We start from the raw sequence: 16,299 nt of genomic DNA, 5'->3' as shown, positions 1-16,299 counted from the left end.
CCATCGCCGCGAGTCGGTTATAAAAAGCCCCTTTCGCGTGGCTTCACGGCCGCCTCCGTTCAATTCATTTGGAGACCTCATCGTGGATCTCGCCTCCGTGCAAACCTTCATCGTCACTCGCGGCATCGACTTCGGCCTGCAGGTCATCGCGTCGATCGCACTCTGGATCATCGGACGCTGGGCGATCCGGATCCTCACGAACGTGATGGGCAGGATCATCCGCAGAAGCGGGAAAGTCGACGCGACGCTGTCGCACTATCTGACGTCGGTCATGAGCGTGCTGCTCACGGTGCTCCTCATCCTCGCGATCCTGCAGGTGTTCGGCGTGCAGACGACTTCGTTCGCTGCACTGCTCGCGGGCCTCGGCCTCGCGGTCGGCACCGCGTGGGGCGGCCTGCTCGCGCACTTCGCGGCCGGCGTGTTCATGCAGGTGCTGCGCCCGTTCAAGGTCGGCGACGTGATTTCGGCGGGCGGCGTAACGGGCACGGTCAAGGAGCTCGGCCTCTTCGGCACGACGATCGTCACGGCTGACAACGTCGTCACGCTCGTCGGCAACAACAAGATCTTCTCCGACAACATCGCGAACTACAGCGCGACGTCGACGCGCCGCGTCGATCTGACGGCGAAGATCGCGAACGGCGTCGACGCGGTCGATGCGATCGAGCGCTTGAAGGCCGCGATCGCGAAGATCCCGAACGTCGTCACGGAGCCAACGCCCGACGTCGGCGTGCTGTCGTTCACGCCGGAAGGCCCGCTCCTCTTCGTGCGTCCGTCGACGCAGCCCACGAACTACTGGCAGGTGTATTGCGACACCAACCGCGCGATTCTCGACACGTTCCGCGAAGCCGGCTATCCGACGCCGGAAACGCCGGTCGCACATCGCACGGCGTCGTGATGCGCAGGTCGCCGCGCCGCTTCTTTGCGTGGACCTGACCGATGCGCGCGCTCAGCGGCCGCCGCTCTTCCCGGTGTCCGCGTGCGACTTGGTGCGCAACAGCTTCCACATCGCGCCGATCGCGACGGGAATCACCGCCGCGCCGATCCCGACGAGCACGATCACGTTCAGGTAATGGCGAATGAACGGAATGTTCCCGAAGAAGTAACCGAGGAACACGAGGAGCAGCACCCAGATCAGCGCGCCGATCATGTTGAACAGCTGAAAGCGCGCGAAGCGCATCGTCGACGCGCCCGCGACGAACGGCGCGAACGTGCGCACGACCGGGATGAAGCGCGCGAGCACGAGCGTCTTGCCGCCGTGCCGCTCGTAGAAATTGTGGGTCTTCTGCAGCGCCGCGCGGTCGAGGAAGCGTTCGAGCCCCGGAATGTGCGTGTTGAAGACCTTCGGACCGATCGCGCGGCCGATCAGATAGTTGACCGTATTGCCGCCCACCGCCGCGACGAGCAGCAGCACGATGAGGCCCGCGAGCGTCATCTCGCCCGTCGCCGCGAACGCGCCCGCGATGAAAAGCAGCGAATCGCCCGGCAGGAACGGGAAGATCACGAGCCCGGTCTCGCAGAAAACGATCAGGAACAGCACCAGATAGACCCAGGCGCCATACTGCCGGATGAAATCGCCGAGAAATGCATCGATGTGCACGACGAGACTGACGAAATGAAGCAGCGTTTCCAAATGCGTTTCCTTGTGTCCGTGACGAAGTGAGCGCGCGCCGGCCTTCCAGGGCCGGAAGCGAAAAAAACAACGCTGTCATGATACCGAAAGTACCTTGAGCGACCGTGAAATTTGGTCGACGAGCGACGTCGCGCACCGAACGCGTCGGGCGACGCGCCGCGCGGCCTCGCTATAATTCCGCCATGTCCGAATTCACCGAATCCGCCGCGGGCGCGACGCCCGACGAGTCCGCATCCGCGCCGCGACGCCCGCGCGCGATCCAGCCGCTGCCCGACCAGCTCATCAGCCAGATCGCGGCGGGCGAAGTGGTCGAGCGGCCCGCGTCCGTCATCAAGGAGCTCGTCGAGAACGCGCTCGACGCCGGCGCGAGCACGCTGCGCATCGTGCTCGACGAAGGCGGCGTCAAGCGCATCTCGATCACCGACGACGGCTGCGGGATCCCCGTGGACGAGCTGCCGCTCGCGCTGATGCGCCACGCAACGAGCAAGATCCGCTCGCTCGCCGAGCTCGAGGCGGTCGCGACGCTCGGGTTCCGCGGCGAAGCGCTCGCGTCGATCGCGTCGGTCGCCGAGATGTTCGTCACGAGCCGCACCGAGGACGCCGCGCACGCGATGCGCATCGACGCGCAGACGGGCGTGCTCGCGCCCGCCGCCGGCTCGCGCGGCACGACGATCGAAGTGCGCGAGCTGTACTTCAGCACGCCCGCGCGCCGCAAATTCCTGAAGAGCGAGCAGACCGAGTTCGGCCACTGTCTGGAGATGATTCGCCGCGCGGCGCTCGCGCGGCCGGACGTCGCAATCTCGGTGCTGCACAACGGCCGCGCGGTCGAACACTGGAACGCGAGCGAGCCTGCCGCGCGCGTCGCGAAGATCCTCGGCGAAGGCTTCGCGACCGCCCACCTGCCGCTCGACGAAAGCGCCGGGCCGCTCGCCGTCTATGGCTGCGCGGGGCTGCCGACCGCGAGCCGCGGCCGCGCGGACCAGCAATACTTCTTCGTCAACGGCCGCTTCGTGCGCGACAAGCTGCTCGCGCACGCGGTGCGCGCCGCATACGAAGACGTGCTGCACGGCGACCGCTATCCGTCGTACGTGCTGTTCCTCGATCTGCCGCCCGAAGCCGTCGACGTGAACGTCCATCCGTCGAAAATCGAAGTGCGCTTCCGCGATTCGCGCTCGATCCACCAGTTCGTGTTCCACGCGGTGCAGCGCGCGCTCGCACGGCATGCGGGCGCGTCGCCGGAGACGACGGCGGGCGGCCACGCCGCGCATCTCGCGCCGGTCGGGCCGGCGTCGCCCGAATCGTCCGCCGCGCCGAGCGCGTCGTTCGTCCGCTCGGGCCCCGCGGCAAGCGCCGGCCAGCCGACACCCGGCAACACGTGGCTGCGGCAGTCGCGGATGACGCAGGGCACGCTGCCCGTCGCGCAGCCGCTCGCGCTGTACGACGCGCTCTTCGGCCGCAAGGACACGGGCGCGGGCACGCCGCCGGGCACCACGGGCGCCGCGCTCGAAGCGCACGACGCGCCGGACGCACCGCTCTTCGCGACCATGCCGGGCGGCGCCGCCGCGACGCCCGAGTTCTCGGCAACGCATGCATCCGACCCCATGATGCACGACGAGCAGCCGCTCGGCTTCGCGGTCGGCCAGATCCACGGCATCTACGTGCTCGCGCAGAACACGCGCGGCCTCGTGATCGTCGACATGCACGCGGCGCACGAGCGAATCCTGTACGAGCAGTTCAAGCGCGCGCTCGCCGACCGCGCGGTCGCCGTGCAGACGCTGCTGATTCCGGTGTCGATGACGGCGACGCCCGTCGAGGTCGGCACGGCGGAGGAGGAGCGCGAGACGCTCGACGCGCTCGGCTTCGACCTCGCGGTGCTGTCGCCGACGACGCTCGCGATCCGCGCGGTGCCCGCGCTCCTGAAGGACGCCGATCTGCAGGCGCTCGCGCGCGCGGTGCTCGCGGACCTGCACGCGTTCGGCGGCTCGCGGGTGTTGACCGAGCGCCAGCACGAGTTGCTCGGCACGCTCGCGTGCCATCACGCGGTGCGCGCGAACCGGCGCCTGACGCTCGACGAGATGAACGCGCTGCTGCGCCAGATGGAAGCGACGGAACGCGCGGACCAATGCAATCACGGCCGGCCGACCTGGTACCAATTGACGCTCGGCGACCTCGACCGGCTTTTCATGCGCGGCCAATGAACGAACGCACCGCGGCATCCGTGCAGACGGTCGCGTGCCTGCTCGGCCCGACCGCGTCCGGCAAGACGGCCACCGCGCTCGCGCTCGCCGCGCGCCGGCCGATCGAGATCGTCAGCGTCGATTCGGCGCTCGTGTATCGCGGAATGGACATCGGCACCGCGAAGCCGACGCGCGACGAGCGCGCGGCCGTGCCGCACCATCTGATCGACATCGTCGACCCGGCCGACGCGTACTCGGCCGCCGAATTCCGCGCCGACGCGCTGCGCGTCATCGCCGAGATCGCCGCGCGCGGCCGCACGCCGCTCCTCGCGGGCGGCACGATGCTGTACTACAAGGCGCTGACGCAGGGCCTGAACGACCTGCCGGCAGCCGATCCCGACGTGCGCGCGACCCTCGACGCCGAGGCCGAGCGCGATGGCTGGCCCGCGCTGCACGCGCGCCTCGCGCGCGTCGATCCGGCTACGGCCGCGCGGCTCGCGCCGAACGATTCGCAGCGGATTCAGCGCGCACTCGAGGTATATCGGCTGACGGGGCAGCCGATGTCGGCGCTTCTCGCCGCGCCGCCGCGCGAAGACGACATGGCCACGGGGCTGCGGTTCGTGCCCGTCGCGCTCGAGCCGTCGGACCGCGCGGTGCTGCATACACGTATCGCCGCGCGCTTCGACGCGATGCTGGAAGCGGGCTTCATCGACGAAGTCGAGCGCCTGCGCCGGCGCGACGACCTGCATCTCGGCCTGCCGTCGATCCGCTGCGTCGGCTACCGGCAGGCGTGGGAGTATCTCGACGGCGCCACCGACTACCGGACGATGCGCGACAAGGGCATCTTCGCGACCCGGCAGCTCTGCAAGCGGCAGCTGACGTGGCTGCGCGCGATGCCGGAACGGATCGTCGTCGACTGCTGCGCGGCGGACGCGACCGCACGCGCGGCCGATGCGCTCGAACGGGTGCTGGACGACGCGCACGCGGGCTGAGCCGGGCCCCGGCTCGACGGCGCACCGTCGAGCAACGCGCTCACGCGCGGGATTCGTACCAACGCCGCGAACGATTCACGACGCCGACGACGAGCAGCATCACCGGCACTTCGATCAACACGCCGACCACCGTCGCGAGCGCGGCGCCGGACTGGAAGCCGAACAGGCTGATCGCGGTCGCGACCGCAAGCTCGAAGAAATTGCTCGCGCCGATGAGACTCGACGGCCCGGCGACGCAGTGCGCGACACGAAAGCGCCGGTTGAGCAGATACGCGAGGCCCGAGTTGAAGAACACCTGCACGAGGATCGGGACCGCGAGCAGCGCGATGACGAGCGGTTCGTCGACGATCGCCCGCCCCTGGAACGCGAACAGCAGCACGAGCGTCGCGAGCAGCGCGCAGATCGACCACGGGCCGAGCGCCGCGACGGCGCGCTGCAGCGCGGCTTCGCCGGTCGCAAGCAGCACGCGCCGCGCGAGCTGTGCGACGATCACCGGCACGACGATGTAAAGACCGACGGACACGATGAGCGTATCCCAAGGCACCGTGATCGCGGACAGGCCGAGCAGCAGCGCGACGAGCGGCGCGAACGCGACGATCATGATCGCGTCGTTGAGCGCGACCTGCGACAGCGTGAAATACGGATCGCCCTTGCAAAGCTGCGACCAGACGAACACCATCGCCGTGCATGGCGCGGCGGCGAGCAGGATCAGGCCGGCGACGTAGCTGTCGAGCTGGTCGGCGGGCAGCCAGCGCGCGAACAGGTGACGCACGAACAGCCAGCCGAGGAACGCCATCGAGAACGGCTTGACGAGCCAGTTGACGGCGAGCGTCACGCCGATTCCGCGCCAGTGCCGGCCGACCTGCGACATCGCGCCGAAATCGATCTTGATCAGCATCGGCACGATCATCACCCAGATCAGCAGGCCGACCGGCAGATTGACCTGCGCGACCTCCATCCGGCCGATCGCCTGAAAGACGCCGGGCAGCCACTGGCCGAGCACGATGCCGGCGACGATGCAAAGCGCGACCCACGCGGTCAGATAGCGCTCGAAGAAGCCGATCGCCGGGCGCGCGGCGGCGGCGCGCCGCTCAACGCTGCTCATCGGGCGCCTCCTCGGCCGGCCGGGCGCCGATCGCGCGCATCTCACGCTGGATCGCGGCGCGGTCGAGCACGTGCAGCGGCAGATTCACGAACTGGCCGACGCGATTCAGGATCTGCCGGTACACCTTGTCGAACGCGCGACGCTTCTCGTCGTCGGCGCCCGCGACCGCCGCCGGATCCTCGAAGCCCCAATGCGCGGTCAGCGGGTGGCCGGGCCAGATCGGGCATGCCTCGCCCGCCGCTTGGTCGCAAACCGTGATCACGAAATCCATCTGAGGCGCGCCGGGGCCGCCGAACTCGTCCCAGCTCTTGCTGCGCAGTTGCGATGCGTCGTAACCGAGCGCCGCGCAGCGTTCGAGCGCGAACGGATTGACCTTGCCGCTCGGATGGCTGCCCGCGCTGTACGCGCGGAACCGGCCGCCGCCCATCGTGTTGAAGAGCGCTTCCGCCATGATGCTGCGCGCGCTGTTGCCCGTGCAGAGGATGAGGACCGAGAAGGGTTTGTCGCTCACGAGCGGCTCCGATGGAACTGAATTGCCGACACGGCGGGGGCGCAGCACGCCGATCGTGCGGCCGCGTCGTGCGGCTGGCCGAACACGGGCGCGCTGTCGAGCGTCCGGAAGGTCTCCCATGCGACGCCTTGCGGGTCGACCGTCCACACCTTGTCCGATTGCGCATAACAGCAGGTCGTCGCGGTCTGCTCGTGACTCGGCAGCCCGGCCGCCGCAAGACGCGCGTTCATCTCGTCGAGCTCGGCGTCCGTCTCGACCTGGATGCCGACGTGATCGACGCCCGGCGGCGCGCCGCGTTGCGAGATCGCGAAATTGACGGCCGGGTCCGTCAGTTCCCATTTGCAGTAGTCGTCCTTCAGGACGGTGGGCTCGGCGCCGCCGAACAGCGCACGGTAGAACCGGATGCTGTCGGCAAGATCGGCGACCGATACGTGGATGTGCATGCGTTTCATGATTGCGCCTCGGAGCAAGAAGCCGGACCACACACGCCGCACGGCGCGCCCGCGCAGCAGTTTTCGGTCAGAAAGCCGATCAGCCCGTTCATCGCGTCGAAATTGGCCATGTAGATCACGAACCTGCCTTCCTGGCGCGACTTCACGAGTTCAGCGTGCGAAAGATCCTTCAGATGGAACGACAGCCGCGACGGCGCGAGTTCGAGCCGCTGGGCGATTTCGCCCGCCGGCAGCCCGTCCGCCCCCGTGACGACGAGCAGGCGAAAGATCGCGAGGCGCGATTCGTGAGCGAGCGCGCCGAGCGCGCGGATGGCGAGAGTCGAGTCCATGCGCGCAGCATAGCGCCGTCATTTCAATATTTCAAGATTTATTGAAACAAATATCCGCTCGCGGCTTTCCGTTCGGTCCCCGCCTGCTCTCCCGGCGCACCGCGATCGGATGACGACAGACAGCGGAGCGGAACCGCGCCGGTCCAGCCGGCTTGCGAACGAAAAAAAGCCCGGCTCGCGATGAGCCGGGCTCGTGTTCGATCCGCCCTTCCCCAGCCGCTCAGGGCCGGCGAGGGACGGCGGGCGCGATGCGCTCAGACCACGACCGTCTGCGCCTCGCCTTCGCGGCTCGCGCGCACGGTGCCGATCTTCCACACCTGCTCGCCCGCGTCGGACAGCTGGCGGAGCGCTTCGTCCGCATCGGCGGCCGACACGATGACGGCCATCCCGATCCCGCAGTTGAACACGCGGTGCATCTCGGCGTCGGCGACACCGCCATGCTGCTGCAGCCACTGGAACAGCGGCGGCAGCGGCCATGCGTTCTTGTCGAGCTCGGCCGTGAGACCGTCGCGCAGCACGCGCGGAATGTTCTCGACGAGGCCGCCGCCCGTGATGTGCGCCATCCCCTTCACCGCGATTTTCTCCATCAGCGCGAGGAGCGGCTTCACGTAGATGCGGGTCGGCGCCATCAGCGCGTCCGCGAGCGAACGGCCGTGGAAATCGGCCGACAGATCCGGATTCGCGCGCTCGATGATCTTGCGCACGAGCGAGAAGCCGTTCGAGTGGATGCCGCTCGACGCGAGGCCCAGCACGACGTCGCCGTCGGCGATCGTGCTGCCGTCGATGATCTTGCTCTTCTCGACCGCGCCGACCGCGAAGCCCGCGAGGTCGTATTCGCCGTCCGGGTACATGCCCGGCATCTCGGCCGTCTCGCCGCCGATCAGCGCGCACCCCGACAGCTCGCAGCCCTGCGCGATGCCCTCGACGACCTTCGCCGCCGTCTCGACGTCCAGCTTGCCGCACGCGAAGTAGTCGAGGAAGAACAGCGGCTCGGCGCCCTGGACCAGGATGTCGTTGACGCTCATTGCGACGAGATCCTGCCCGACCGTGTCGTGCTTGTTCAGATGAAAGGCGAGCCTGAGCTTCGTGCCGACGCCGTCGGTGCCCGACACGAGCACCGGCTCGCGGTACTTCTTCGGCACCTCGAACAGCGCACCGAACCCGCCGATGCCGCCGAGCACGCCGTCGCGCAGCGTTTTCTTCGCAAAGGGCTTGATCTTGTCGACGAGCGCGTCGCCCGCATCGATGTCGACGCCCGCGTCACGGTAGGACAGACCCTGGGCGTCAGGAGCGGATTTCGGAGGATTCATGGGGGAATGCGAGAAGGTCGGTAAAATGCGATTTTACCCGAAGCCGGCCGGGCGGCCGGAATTCCCCGCATCGATTCATCAGGGAAAGCATCTTGCCCCATTCGTTACCGTTTTCGCCGCTCGAGCGGCTGCGCCCTCGCTTGGCCGGCGCAGCCGTACGGCACGCCGCGCGCGCCGCCCACCCGTCGCGCGCAGACGCATGCCGGGGCGGCGCGCGCAGCCGCGCACACGGGCGCTTCCCGACGATGCCGACCACGCGCCGCCGCTCTTCGGGCATGCAACACCGGACCTGATTCGCACCGTGACTGTATCCCGTCAACTGACGCTCGATCTCGGCACCCCGCCGCCCGCGACGTTCGACAACTTCTACTCGGGGACGAATGCCGAGCTCGTCACGCGCCTGCGCGAGCTCGACCTCGCGCTCGCGGCCGGCCCCGTCGCCGATCGCACGTTCTACGTGTGGGGCGAAGCGGGCAGCGGCCGCAGTCACCTGCTGCAGGCGCTCGTGCACGACACGACGTACGGCCATGCGCGCTACGTGAGCCCGCAAAGCGGGCTCGACGCATTCGTGTTCGATCCGCGCGCGTCGCTTTACGCGGTCGATGACTGCGACGCGCTCAACGACGCGCAGCAGATCGCGCTCTTCAACCTGTTCAACGAAGTGCGCGCGCATCCGACGAGCGCGCTCGTCGCCGCGGGGCCGGCCGCGCCGCTCGCGCTCGACGTCCGCGAGGACCTGCGCACCCGCCTCGGCTGGGGTCTCGTTTTCCATCTCGCGCCGCTCACCGACGAAGGCAAGGTGGCCGTGCTCAAGCACGCGGCGAAGGAGCGCGGGATCGCGCTCGCCGACGACGTGCCGTCGTACCTCCTCACCCATTTCCGCCGCGACATGCCGAGCCTGATGGCGCTCCTCGACGCGCTCGACCGCTTTTCGCTCGAGCAGAAACGCGCGGTCACGCTGCCGCTCCTGCGCGCGATGCTGGCCGCGCCGGAGCGCGACGAGGTCGCTCCGGGCCGGTTCAAGTAGCTTCAAGTAAAATGCCCCTCCATGACTAATTTGGCACTTTTCGACCTGGATCACACACTGATCCCGACAGACAGCGACCACGAATGGGGCCGCTTCATGGTCAGGCTCGGCATCGTCGACGCGGACAGCTTCTCGCGCCAGAACGACAGCTTCTACGCCGACTACAAGGCGGGCAAGCTCGACATCCACGCGTACCTCACGGCGATGCTCTCGCCGCTCGCGAGGTATTCGCGCGCGCAGCTCGCGCAGTGGCACGACGAGTACATGCACGAGGTGATCCGGCCGGCGATGCTGCCCGCCGCGCTCGAGCTCGTGCGGCGACACCAGGATGCGGGAGATCTCTGCTGCATCGTCACCGCGACGAACGAATTCATCACGCGTCCGATCGCGACCGCGTTCGGCGTCGACACGCTGATCGCGTGCGAAGTGGAAACCGTCGACGGCCATCCGGACTCCGCGTTCACCGGCCGACCGGCCGGCACGCCGAGCTACCGCGAGGGCAAGATCACGCGCACGGAAGCGTGGCTCGCGTCGCTCGGCAAGCGCTGGGAAAACTTCGATCGCAGCTACTTCTACAGCGATTCGCACAACGACATTCCGCTTCTCGAAAAAGTCACCGACCCGATCGCGACCAATCCCGACGACACGCTGCGCGCATACGCACGCGAACACGGCTGGCGCATCCTCGACCTCTTCCAACCGTCGTGATCAAAAAACTCATCCGCAAGCTGCTCGGGCAGGACGCCCGCGCGTCGCAAGACGCGCCGCAGGACACCGCCGCCCCGCAGGAAGCCTCGTCGGGGGACGCCTCCGCCTCGGCCGCGCCCGCTGCCCCCCGCCGCGCGAAATCCGCGCGCGGCGCCGCCAAGAAGGCCCGCAACGGCGAGCCGAACGCCGTGTCCGCGAACGTGCACGGAATCGATCCCGCGCTCATCTCGAAAAACGCGATCCGCGTCACCGACACGCTGCAACAAGCCGGCTTCCGCGCATTCATCGTCGGCGGCGCGGTGCGCGACCTGCTGCTCGGCATCGCCCCGAAGGATTTCGACGTCGCGACCGACGCGACGCCGACCCAGGTCCAGCATCTGTTCCGCCGCGCGCGGCTGATCGGCCGGCGCTTCCAGATCGTCCACGTGCAGTTCGGGCAGGAGCTGATCGAGGTGTCGACCTTCCGCGCGCTCGTCGACGCCCCGCAGGAGCCGCCCGCCGAAACCGCGCCCGCGAAGCGCCTGAAGCGCGACGAGCTCGACCGCCGCACGCACGCGGTCGACGCGAGCGGCCGCGTGCTGCGCGACAACGTGTGGGGCGAGCAGCACGAGGACGCGGCGCGCCGCGACTTCACGATCAACGCGATGTATTACGATCCCGCGACGCAAACCGTGCTCGACTATCACGACGGGATGGCCGACATGCGCGCGCGCCTGCTGCGGATGATCGGCGATCCGGCGACGCGCTTCCGCGAGGATCCGGTGCGGATGCTGCGCGTCGTGCGCTTCGCGGCGAAGCTCGGCTTCGAGATCGAGGAGAACACGCGCGCGCCGATCAAGGAGCTCGCGGATCTCATCAACAACGTGCCGGCCGCGCGCCTCTTCGACGAGATGCTGAAGCTGCTGCTGTCGGGCCACGCGCTCGCATGCCTGAAGCAGCTCCGCAAGCAAGGACTGCATCACGGGCTGCTGCCGCTCCTCGACGTCGTGCTCGAGCAGCCGCAGGGCGAAAAGTTCGTCACGCTCGCGCTCAACAACACCGATGCGCGCGTGCGCGCGGGCAAGCCGGTGTCGCCCGGCTTCCTGTTCGCGACGCTCCTCTGGCACGACATGCGCCAGCGCTGGGAGCAATACGCCGCGGACGGCGAGTACCCGGTCCCCGCGATCAATCACGCGATGGACGACGTGATCGACATGCAGACCGAGAAGCTCGCGATCCACAAGCGCTATTCGGCCGACATGCGCGAGATCTGGGGGCTGCAGTTGCGGCTCGAGAAGCGCTCCGGCCGCAGCGCGCTGAGGCTCCTCGAACACCAAAGATTTAGAGCGGGGTATGATTTCCTCCTGTTGCGCTGCGAATCCGGCGAGCTCGATCCCGCCGTCGGACAGTGGTGGACGGATTTCATCGACGGCGATGCCGCGACGCGTGAGGCGCTCCTCACGCAGGGCGGCAGTCGGGACAAGGCGCCTCGCAAGCGGCGCCGCCGCAGCGGTCGCAGCCGCCGCGGGGCCGAAGGTGCCGAGAGCACGGAAGGCGCCGCGCGCGGCGAGTCCGACGCGAACGACTGACGCTTGCGCCGTCGAACGACGTAGGAAGGAAAGCCATGACGGTTGCTTATCTCGGGATGGGGGCCAATCTCGGCGACGCGCGCCAGGCCTTGAAGGACGCAGTGGTCTGCCTCGCCCAGCAGCACGCCATCACGGTGCTCGGCAAGTCGAGCCTGTATCGGACGGCGCCCGTCGACGCAGGCGGCGGCGATTACTACAACTGCGTCGTGAAGATCGACACGACGCTCGCCGCGCGCGCGCTCCTCGCGCTCTGCCAGAAGATCGAGCACCACTTCGGCCGCGAGCGGCCGTACCGGAACGCACCGCGCACGCTCGACATCGACATCCTGCTCTACGGTGAACAAACGATCGACGAGCCCGACCTCGTCGTCCCGCATCCGCGCCTGACCGAACGTGCGTTCGCGCTCGTGCCGCTCGTCGAGATCGAGCCCATGCTCGCGATCCCCGCGCGCGGCCGCGCCGAGGCGTTCCTCGCGGACGTCGCGCACCAGCGCATCGAGAAGGTCCAGACTTGCCAGTGCTTGGCGATGCGGGCCGCCGCCGAAAAGAACCGCTGCCGATGAACTCGACACCGCTCACCGTCACAGCCCCCGATTGGCGGCCGCCGTGCCGCTACCTCGCGATCGAAGGACCGATCGGCGTCGGCAAGACGACGCTCGTAACGCTGCTCGCCGAACGCTGGTCGATGCGCGCGCTCCTCGAACGCCCGCAGGACAACCCGTTTCTCGAACGCTTCTATCGCGACACCGCGCGCTACGCGCTGCCGACGCAGCTCGCGTTCGCGCTGCAGCGCGAGCGCCAGGCGCGCGAGATTGCTGCCGCATACGAAGCGAACACGCCGATCGTTGCAGACTTCATGCCGCAGAAGAACGAAATCTTCGCGCGGCTCACGCTGCCCGACGACGAATGGCAGCTATATCGGTCGCTCGCCGCGCATCTCGACGCGCCCGCTCCGGCGCCCGATCTCGTCGTCTATCTGCAGGCGAGCCCCGAAGTGCTGTTCGCGCGAATCCAGAAGCGCGGCCAGCCGATGGAGCTGCAGATCGGCGACGCGTACCTGCGTTCGCTTTGCGACGCGTACAACGATTTCTTCTATCACTACGACCGCACCCCCGTGCTGACGGTCGCAGCCGAGCACCTGAATCCGCTCGACTCCCCCGACGACCTTGCCCTGCTCGTCGACCGCATCGCGTCGATGCGCGGCCGCAAGGAATTCTTCGTCAAAGGCGGCGGCGCGCGCTGACGGACGCGCGCGCGGTCGCTCGCTGCGACGCCGCCCTTTCTCTCACCATCGAATCGGACCTCCCATGACCTACCTTCAGGAATCCAGCCGACCGGCCGTGACGGTGCCCAAACTGCAGGCGATGCGTGAAGCCGGCGAGAAGATCGCGATGCTGACGTGCTACGACGCGAGCTTCGCCGCCCTCCTCGACCGCGCGAACGTCGACGTGCTGCTGATCGGCGATTCGCTCGGCAACGTGCTGCAGGGCCAGACGACGACGCTGCCCGTCACGCTCGACGACATCGCGTATCACACCGCATGCGTCGCGCGGGCGCAGCCGCGCGCGCTCGTCGTCGCAGACCTGCCGTTCGGCGCCTACGGCACGCCCGCCGATGCGTTCGCGAGCGCGGTGAAGCTGATGCGCGCGGGCGCGCAAATGGTCAAGCTCGAAGGCGGCGAATGGCTCGCCGACACGGTGCGCTTCCTCGTCGAGCGGTCGGTGCCCGTATGCGCGCACGTCGGGCTCACGCCGCAGTCGGTGCACGCATTCGGCGGCTTCAAGGTGCAGGGCAAGACGGAAGCGGGTGCCGCGCAATTGCTGCGCGACGCCCGCGCGGTCGAGGAGGCGGGCGCGCAGCTCGTCGTGCTCGAAGCGGTGCCGACGCTCGTCGCGGCCGAAGTCACGCGCGAACTGACGATTCCGACGATCGGCATCGGCGCGGGCGCGGATTGCTCAGGCCAGGTGCTCGTGCTGCACGACATGCTCGGCATCTTCTCCGGCAAGCGGCCGCGCTTCGTCAAGGACTTCATGCAAGGGCAGCCGAGCATCTTCGCGGCGATCGAGGCATTCGTGCGCGCGGTGAAGGACGGCAGCTTCCCCGGACCCGAGCATTCGTTCTGATGACGAAGTGACGGCCTGATCGTGCGCGGCGCGGCGTCGCTCGCACGCCACGCTTCGTATTCGGGCGCTGCGGCACTCGAAAAAAAGCGGCATTCGACGTGTGCGGATGCCGCTTTTTCATGTCGACAGCCGAACGACGCGGCAATGCCAAGCAAGCGATATACGACAAGCGACACGTCGTCAAGCATGAGGCGCGCCCGGTTCCCCGGTTCGATGCCGGCATATCGTCTCGCCGCCGCTACGCTGCCCCGAACGAGCGGCAGCGGCCGCGCACTGCGCAGCGCGTTGGCCGGCGTCAGCGCATCGGCGCGCGACCCGCCGTCGAGCGCCAGCGCGCCTCCGCCTCCATCCTCTCGTCGTCAGGCCACCGCTGCGCCGCCTCGCACGAGCCGCGCCGGCACCGCGCCGCGCAGCGCGTTGGTCAGCATCAGCGCATCGGCGCGCAGCAGGTCGTCGAGCGTGAGCACGCGCTCGGTCGCCTGCAGCGCCGGATCGCCGAGCAGCACGCCGCGCATCACGCCCGGCAGCACGCCCGACGACAGCGGCGGTGTGAACCAACGCCCGTCGAGCTTCACGAACACATTCGTCCGCCCGCCCTCCGTCAGCTCGCCGCGCTCGTTGAAGAACAGTATGTCAAACGCATCGCGCGTCTCGGCGTCCTTCCACGCACGATCGTAGTCGGCACGGCGCGTCGTCTTGTGCGCAAGCAGCACGTCGCCCGAGTGCATCTGTGCGAAGCCGTGTTCGGGCGCGAGCAGCACGCCGACCGCGTCACGCGCGAGCGGCGCGAGCGGCGCGGCCGTGATGTCGAGCGCGCCGTCCTTCGCCAGCGCGACGCGGAAACGATGTTCGCCGTCGCCCAACTGCGCGCAGCGCTCGTCGATGCGCCGCTTCGCGGCCGCTTCGTCGAGCGCGAAGCCGAGCGCATCCGCGCTCGAACGCAGCCGCGCGAGATGGCGGTCGAGATGACGCACACCGGCATCGCGCGTCGCGTACATCGTCTCGAACAGCTGGAAGCCGGGATCGGCGTCGGTCAGGAATCGCGCCTTCAATTCGCACTCCGCGTATTCGTCGGCGGCGACGCTGTCGAGCACGATCCCCGCACCGACGCCCATCGTGCCGCATCGGTGGCCGTCGGCTGCCGGCGCGTCGAGCGTCAGCGTGCGGATCGCGACCGACAGGCAGAAGTCGCCGCAGCCGCATGCCGCACTCGGCGGGCGGACGGCCTTCGAGACGTGCCCCGAGGAGGCGTTGTCCGGGGCCGCTCTTCGGGGGAATGCCTTCGAGGCGCCCCCCAAGGAGACTTCTTCCGGAACACCCCGCCCGGGGGCTTCTTGCGAGGGGTCGCCCGATATCGCATCGAGCCAGCCGATCGCGCCCGTGTAGAGCCCGCGCGGCGTCGTCTCGATCGCGTCGATCAGTTGCATCGTCCTGTGCTTCGGCGCCCCGGTGATCGAGCCGCACGGAAAGAGCGCGCGCAGCACGTCGGCGAACGTCGCGCCGTCGACGAGGCCCGCTTCGACCGTCGACGTCATCTGCCACACTGACGCATACGGCTCGACCGAGAAGAGCGCCGGCACCGTCACCGACCCCGTTCGCGCGATGCGCGCGAGGTCGTTGCGCAGCAAATCGACGATCATCACGTTCTCCGCGCGGTTCTTCGCGTCATTCGCGAGGAACTCGGCCGCGGCTGCATCCGCGCGCGGATCGTCGGAGCGCGGCGCGGTGCCCTTCATCGGCCGCGCGCGCAGCAGCGCGCCCGACTTCTCGACGAACAGCTCCGGCGAGCACGACACGACCCACGCATCGCCCGGCAGCGCGATCAGCGCGCCGTAGCGCACCGGCTGACGCGCGCGCAGGCGGCGGTACAGCGCGAGCGGCGCGCCGAACGCATCGAAGCGCAGCCGATACGTGTAGTTGATCTGATACGAGTCGCCCGCGCGCAGCGCGTCATGGACCGCGGCGATCGCCGCGTCGAACGCGTCGCGCGTCACGCTCTTCGTCACGTGCGCGACGCCCGCGGCCGACGGCTCGGCCGCGCCGCCGTCGCGCGCAGCGAGCCACGCGTCGGCTTCGTCGCGCGAGAGCTTCGCGCATTCGGAGAACAGCAGAAACCGCAGCGCGCCGCCGCCCCGCTTCCCGAACTGCAGGTCGCGCCCGAATTCGTAGTCGCCGAGCACGACCGCGTGCAGACCTCGCCGCGCATCGTCGACAACAGCCGCGCACACCGCATCGAGCCCGGCCGGCTCGGCGCAGACGCGCTCGTGCGAGAAGCCCAAATACAAACGACTCGACCGCGCTGCCGCAGTCGAGTCGCAATCGTCGAAGAGCGCGAACACCGCGCCCGATTCGTCAGTCATCCTGCAT

16 protein-coding genes are annotated in these 16,299 nt (G+C 68.7%); 9 read left to right on the top strand and 7 right to left on the bottom strand.

Annotation, left to right across the window (positions count from 1 at the left end):
* The first annotated feature begins 82 nt into the window (after nt 1-82).
* The gene (locus WS69_RS11300; protein WP_059470851.1) at nt 83-895 is read left to right on the top strand and encodes a mechanosensitive ion channel family protein; all 813 of its coding nucleotides are present in this window, start codon (nt 83-85) and stop codon (nt 893-895) included.
* Between the two features lie 51 nt (nt 896-946).
* Here the strand turns inward: WS69_RS11300 and WS69_RS11295 are convergent, their stop codons facing one another.
* Complete coding sequence (locus WS69_RS11295) at nt 947-1,630, bottom strand: VTT domain-containing protein (RefSeq protein WP_059470850.1); 684 nt, start codon at nt 1,628-1,630, stop codon at nt 947-949.
* Nucleotides 1,631-1,812: 182 nt separating this feature from the next.
* On the opposite strand from WS69_RS11295, the gene mutL reads away from it, so the two are divergent.
* On the top strand, nt 1,813-3,828 hold the full coding sequence (gene mutL / locus WS69_RS11290) for a DNA mismatch repair endonuclease MutL (protein ID WP_059470849.1): 2,016 nt from the start codon (nt 1,813-1,815) through the stop codon (nt 3,826-3,828).
* Nucleotides 3,825-4,799: a tRNA (adenosine(37)-N6)-dimethylallyltransferase MiaA gene (gene miaA / locus WS69_RS11285; protein WP_059470848.1), complete on the top strand. Its 975-nt coding sequence runs from the start codon at nt 3,825-3,827 to the stop codon at nt 4,797-4,799. The genes mutL and miaA overlap by 4 nt, the downstream gene beginning before the upstream one ends.
* Nucleotides 4,800-4,839: 40 nt before the next feature.
* Here the strand turns inward: miaA and arsB are convergent, their stop codons facing one another.
* The 5 genes from arsB to purM form a co-directional block, all read right to left on the bottom strand.
* Nucleotides 4,840-5,904, bottom strand: coding sequence for an ACR3 family arsenite efflux transporter (arsB, locus tag WS69_RS11280; protein ID WP_059470847.1), 1,065 nt, complete (start codon nt 5,902-5,904; stop codon nt 4,840-4,842).
* Nucleotides 5,891-6,415, bottom strand: coding sequence for an arsenate reductase ArsC (locus WS69_RS11275; protein WP_059470846.1), 525 nt, complete (start codon nt 6,413-6,415; stop codon nt 5,891-5,893). The genes arsB and WS69_RS11275 overlap by 14 nt, the downstream gene beginning before the upstream one ends.
* A complete protein-coding gene (locus WS69_RS11270; RefSeq protein WP_059470845.1) occupies nt 6,412-6,867 on the bottom strand; it encodes an ArsI/CadI family heavy metal resistance metalloenzyme in 456 nt (151 codons plus the stop codon). The genes WS69_RS11275 and WS69_RS11270 overlap by 4 nt, the downstream gene beginning before the upstream one ends.
* The gene (locus tag WS69_RS11265) at nt 6,864-7,196 is read right to left on the bottom strand and encodes an ArsR/SmtB family transcription factor (protein WP_059470844.1); all 333 of its coding nucleotides are present in this window, start codon (nt 7,194-7,196) and stop codon (nt 6,864-6,866) included. The genes WS69_RS11270 and WS69_RS11265 overlap by 4 nt, the downstream gene beginning before the upstream one ends.
* A 254-nt stretch (nt 7,197-7,450) precedes the next feature.
* Nucleotides 7,451-8,506, bottom strand: a complete 1,056-nt coding sequence (gene purM / locus WS69_RS11260) for a phosphoribosylformylglycinamidine cyclo-ligase (RefSeq protein ID WP_059470843.1) — start codon at nt 8,504-8,506, stop codon at nt 7,451-7,453.
* Nucleotides 8,507-8,807: 301 nt separating this feature from the next.
* Here purM and hda point away from each other — a divergent pair, with 301 nt between their 5' ends.
* The 6 genes from hda to panB all read left to right on the top strand — a co-directional run bounded on the left by hda (nt 8,808) and on the right by panB (nt 13,932).
* Nucleotides 8,808-9,533 (top strand): DnaA regulatory inactivator Hda, encoded by a 726-nt coding sequence (gene hda, locus WS69_RS11255; RefSeq protein ID WP_059470904.1) that lies wholly within the window; start codon nt 8,808-8,810, stop codon nt 9,531-9,533.
* A gap of 21 nt (nt 9,534-9,554) precedes the next feature.
* Nucleotides 9,555-10,241 (top strand): HAD family hydrolase, encoded by a 687-nt coding sequence (locus tag WS69_RS11250; RefSeq protein ID WP_059470842.1) that lies wholly within the window; start codon nt 9,555-9,557, stop codon nt 10,239-10,241.
* The gene (gene pcnB, locus WS69_RS11245) at nt 10,238-11,809 is read left to right on the top strand and encodes a polynucleotide adenylyltransferase PcnB (RefSeq protein WP_059470841.1); all 1,572 of its coding nucleotides are present in this window, start codon (nt 10,238-10,240) and stop codon (nt 11,807-11,809) included. Before WS69_RS11250 ends, pcnB begins: the two co-directional genes overlap by 4 nt.
* Before the next feature lie 35 nt (nt 11,810-11,844).
* Nucleotides 11,845-12,372, top strand: coding sequence for a 2-amino-4-hydroxy-6-hydroxymethyldihydropteridine diphosphokinase (gene folK, locus WS69_RS11240; RefSeq protein WP_059470840.1), 528 nt, complete (start codon nt 11,845-11,847; stop codon nt 12,370-12,372).
* A complete protein-coding gene (locus tag WS69_RS11235) occupies nt 12,369-13,052 on the top strand; it encodes a deoxynucleoside kinase (RefSeq protein ID WP_059470903.1) in 684 nt (227 codons plus the stop codon). The genes folK and WS69_RS11235 overlap by 4 nt, the downstream gene beginning before the upstream one ends.
* A 64-nt stretch (nt 13,053-13,116) precedes the next feature.
* Complete coding sequence (gene panB / locus WS69_RS11230) at nt 13,117-13,932, top strand: 3-methyl-2-oxobutanoate hydroxymethyltransferase (RefSeq protein WP_059470839.1); 816 nt, start codon at nt 13,117-13,119, stop codon at nt 13,930-13,932.
* Nucleotides 13,933-14,291: 359 nt separating this feature from the next.
* Here panB and WS69_RS11225 read toward each other — a convergent pair whose 3' ends face one another.
* Complete coding sequence (locus tag WS69_RS11225) at nt 14,292-16,292, bottom strand: chorismate-binding protein (RefSeq protein WP_059470838.1); 2,001 nt, start codon at nt 16,290-16,292, stop codon at nt 14,292-14,294.
* Nucleotides 16,293-16,299 lie beyond the last annotated feature (7 nt).

The sequence above is a fragment of the Burkholderia sp. BDU5 genome (assembly GCF_001522845.1).
GTDB classification, from domain to species: domain Bacteria; phylum Pseudomonadota; class Gammaproteobacteria; order Burkholderiales; family Burkholderiaceae; genus Burkholderia; species Burkholderia mayonis.
Note: the sequence above shows the minus strand (reverse complement) of the source record. Positions and strands in the feature narration are given on the sequence as shown.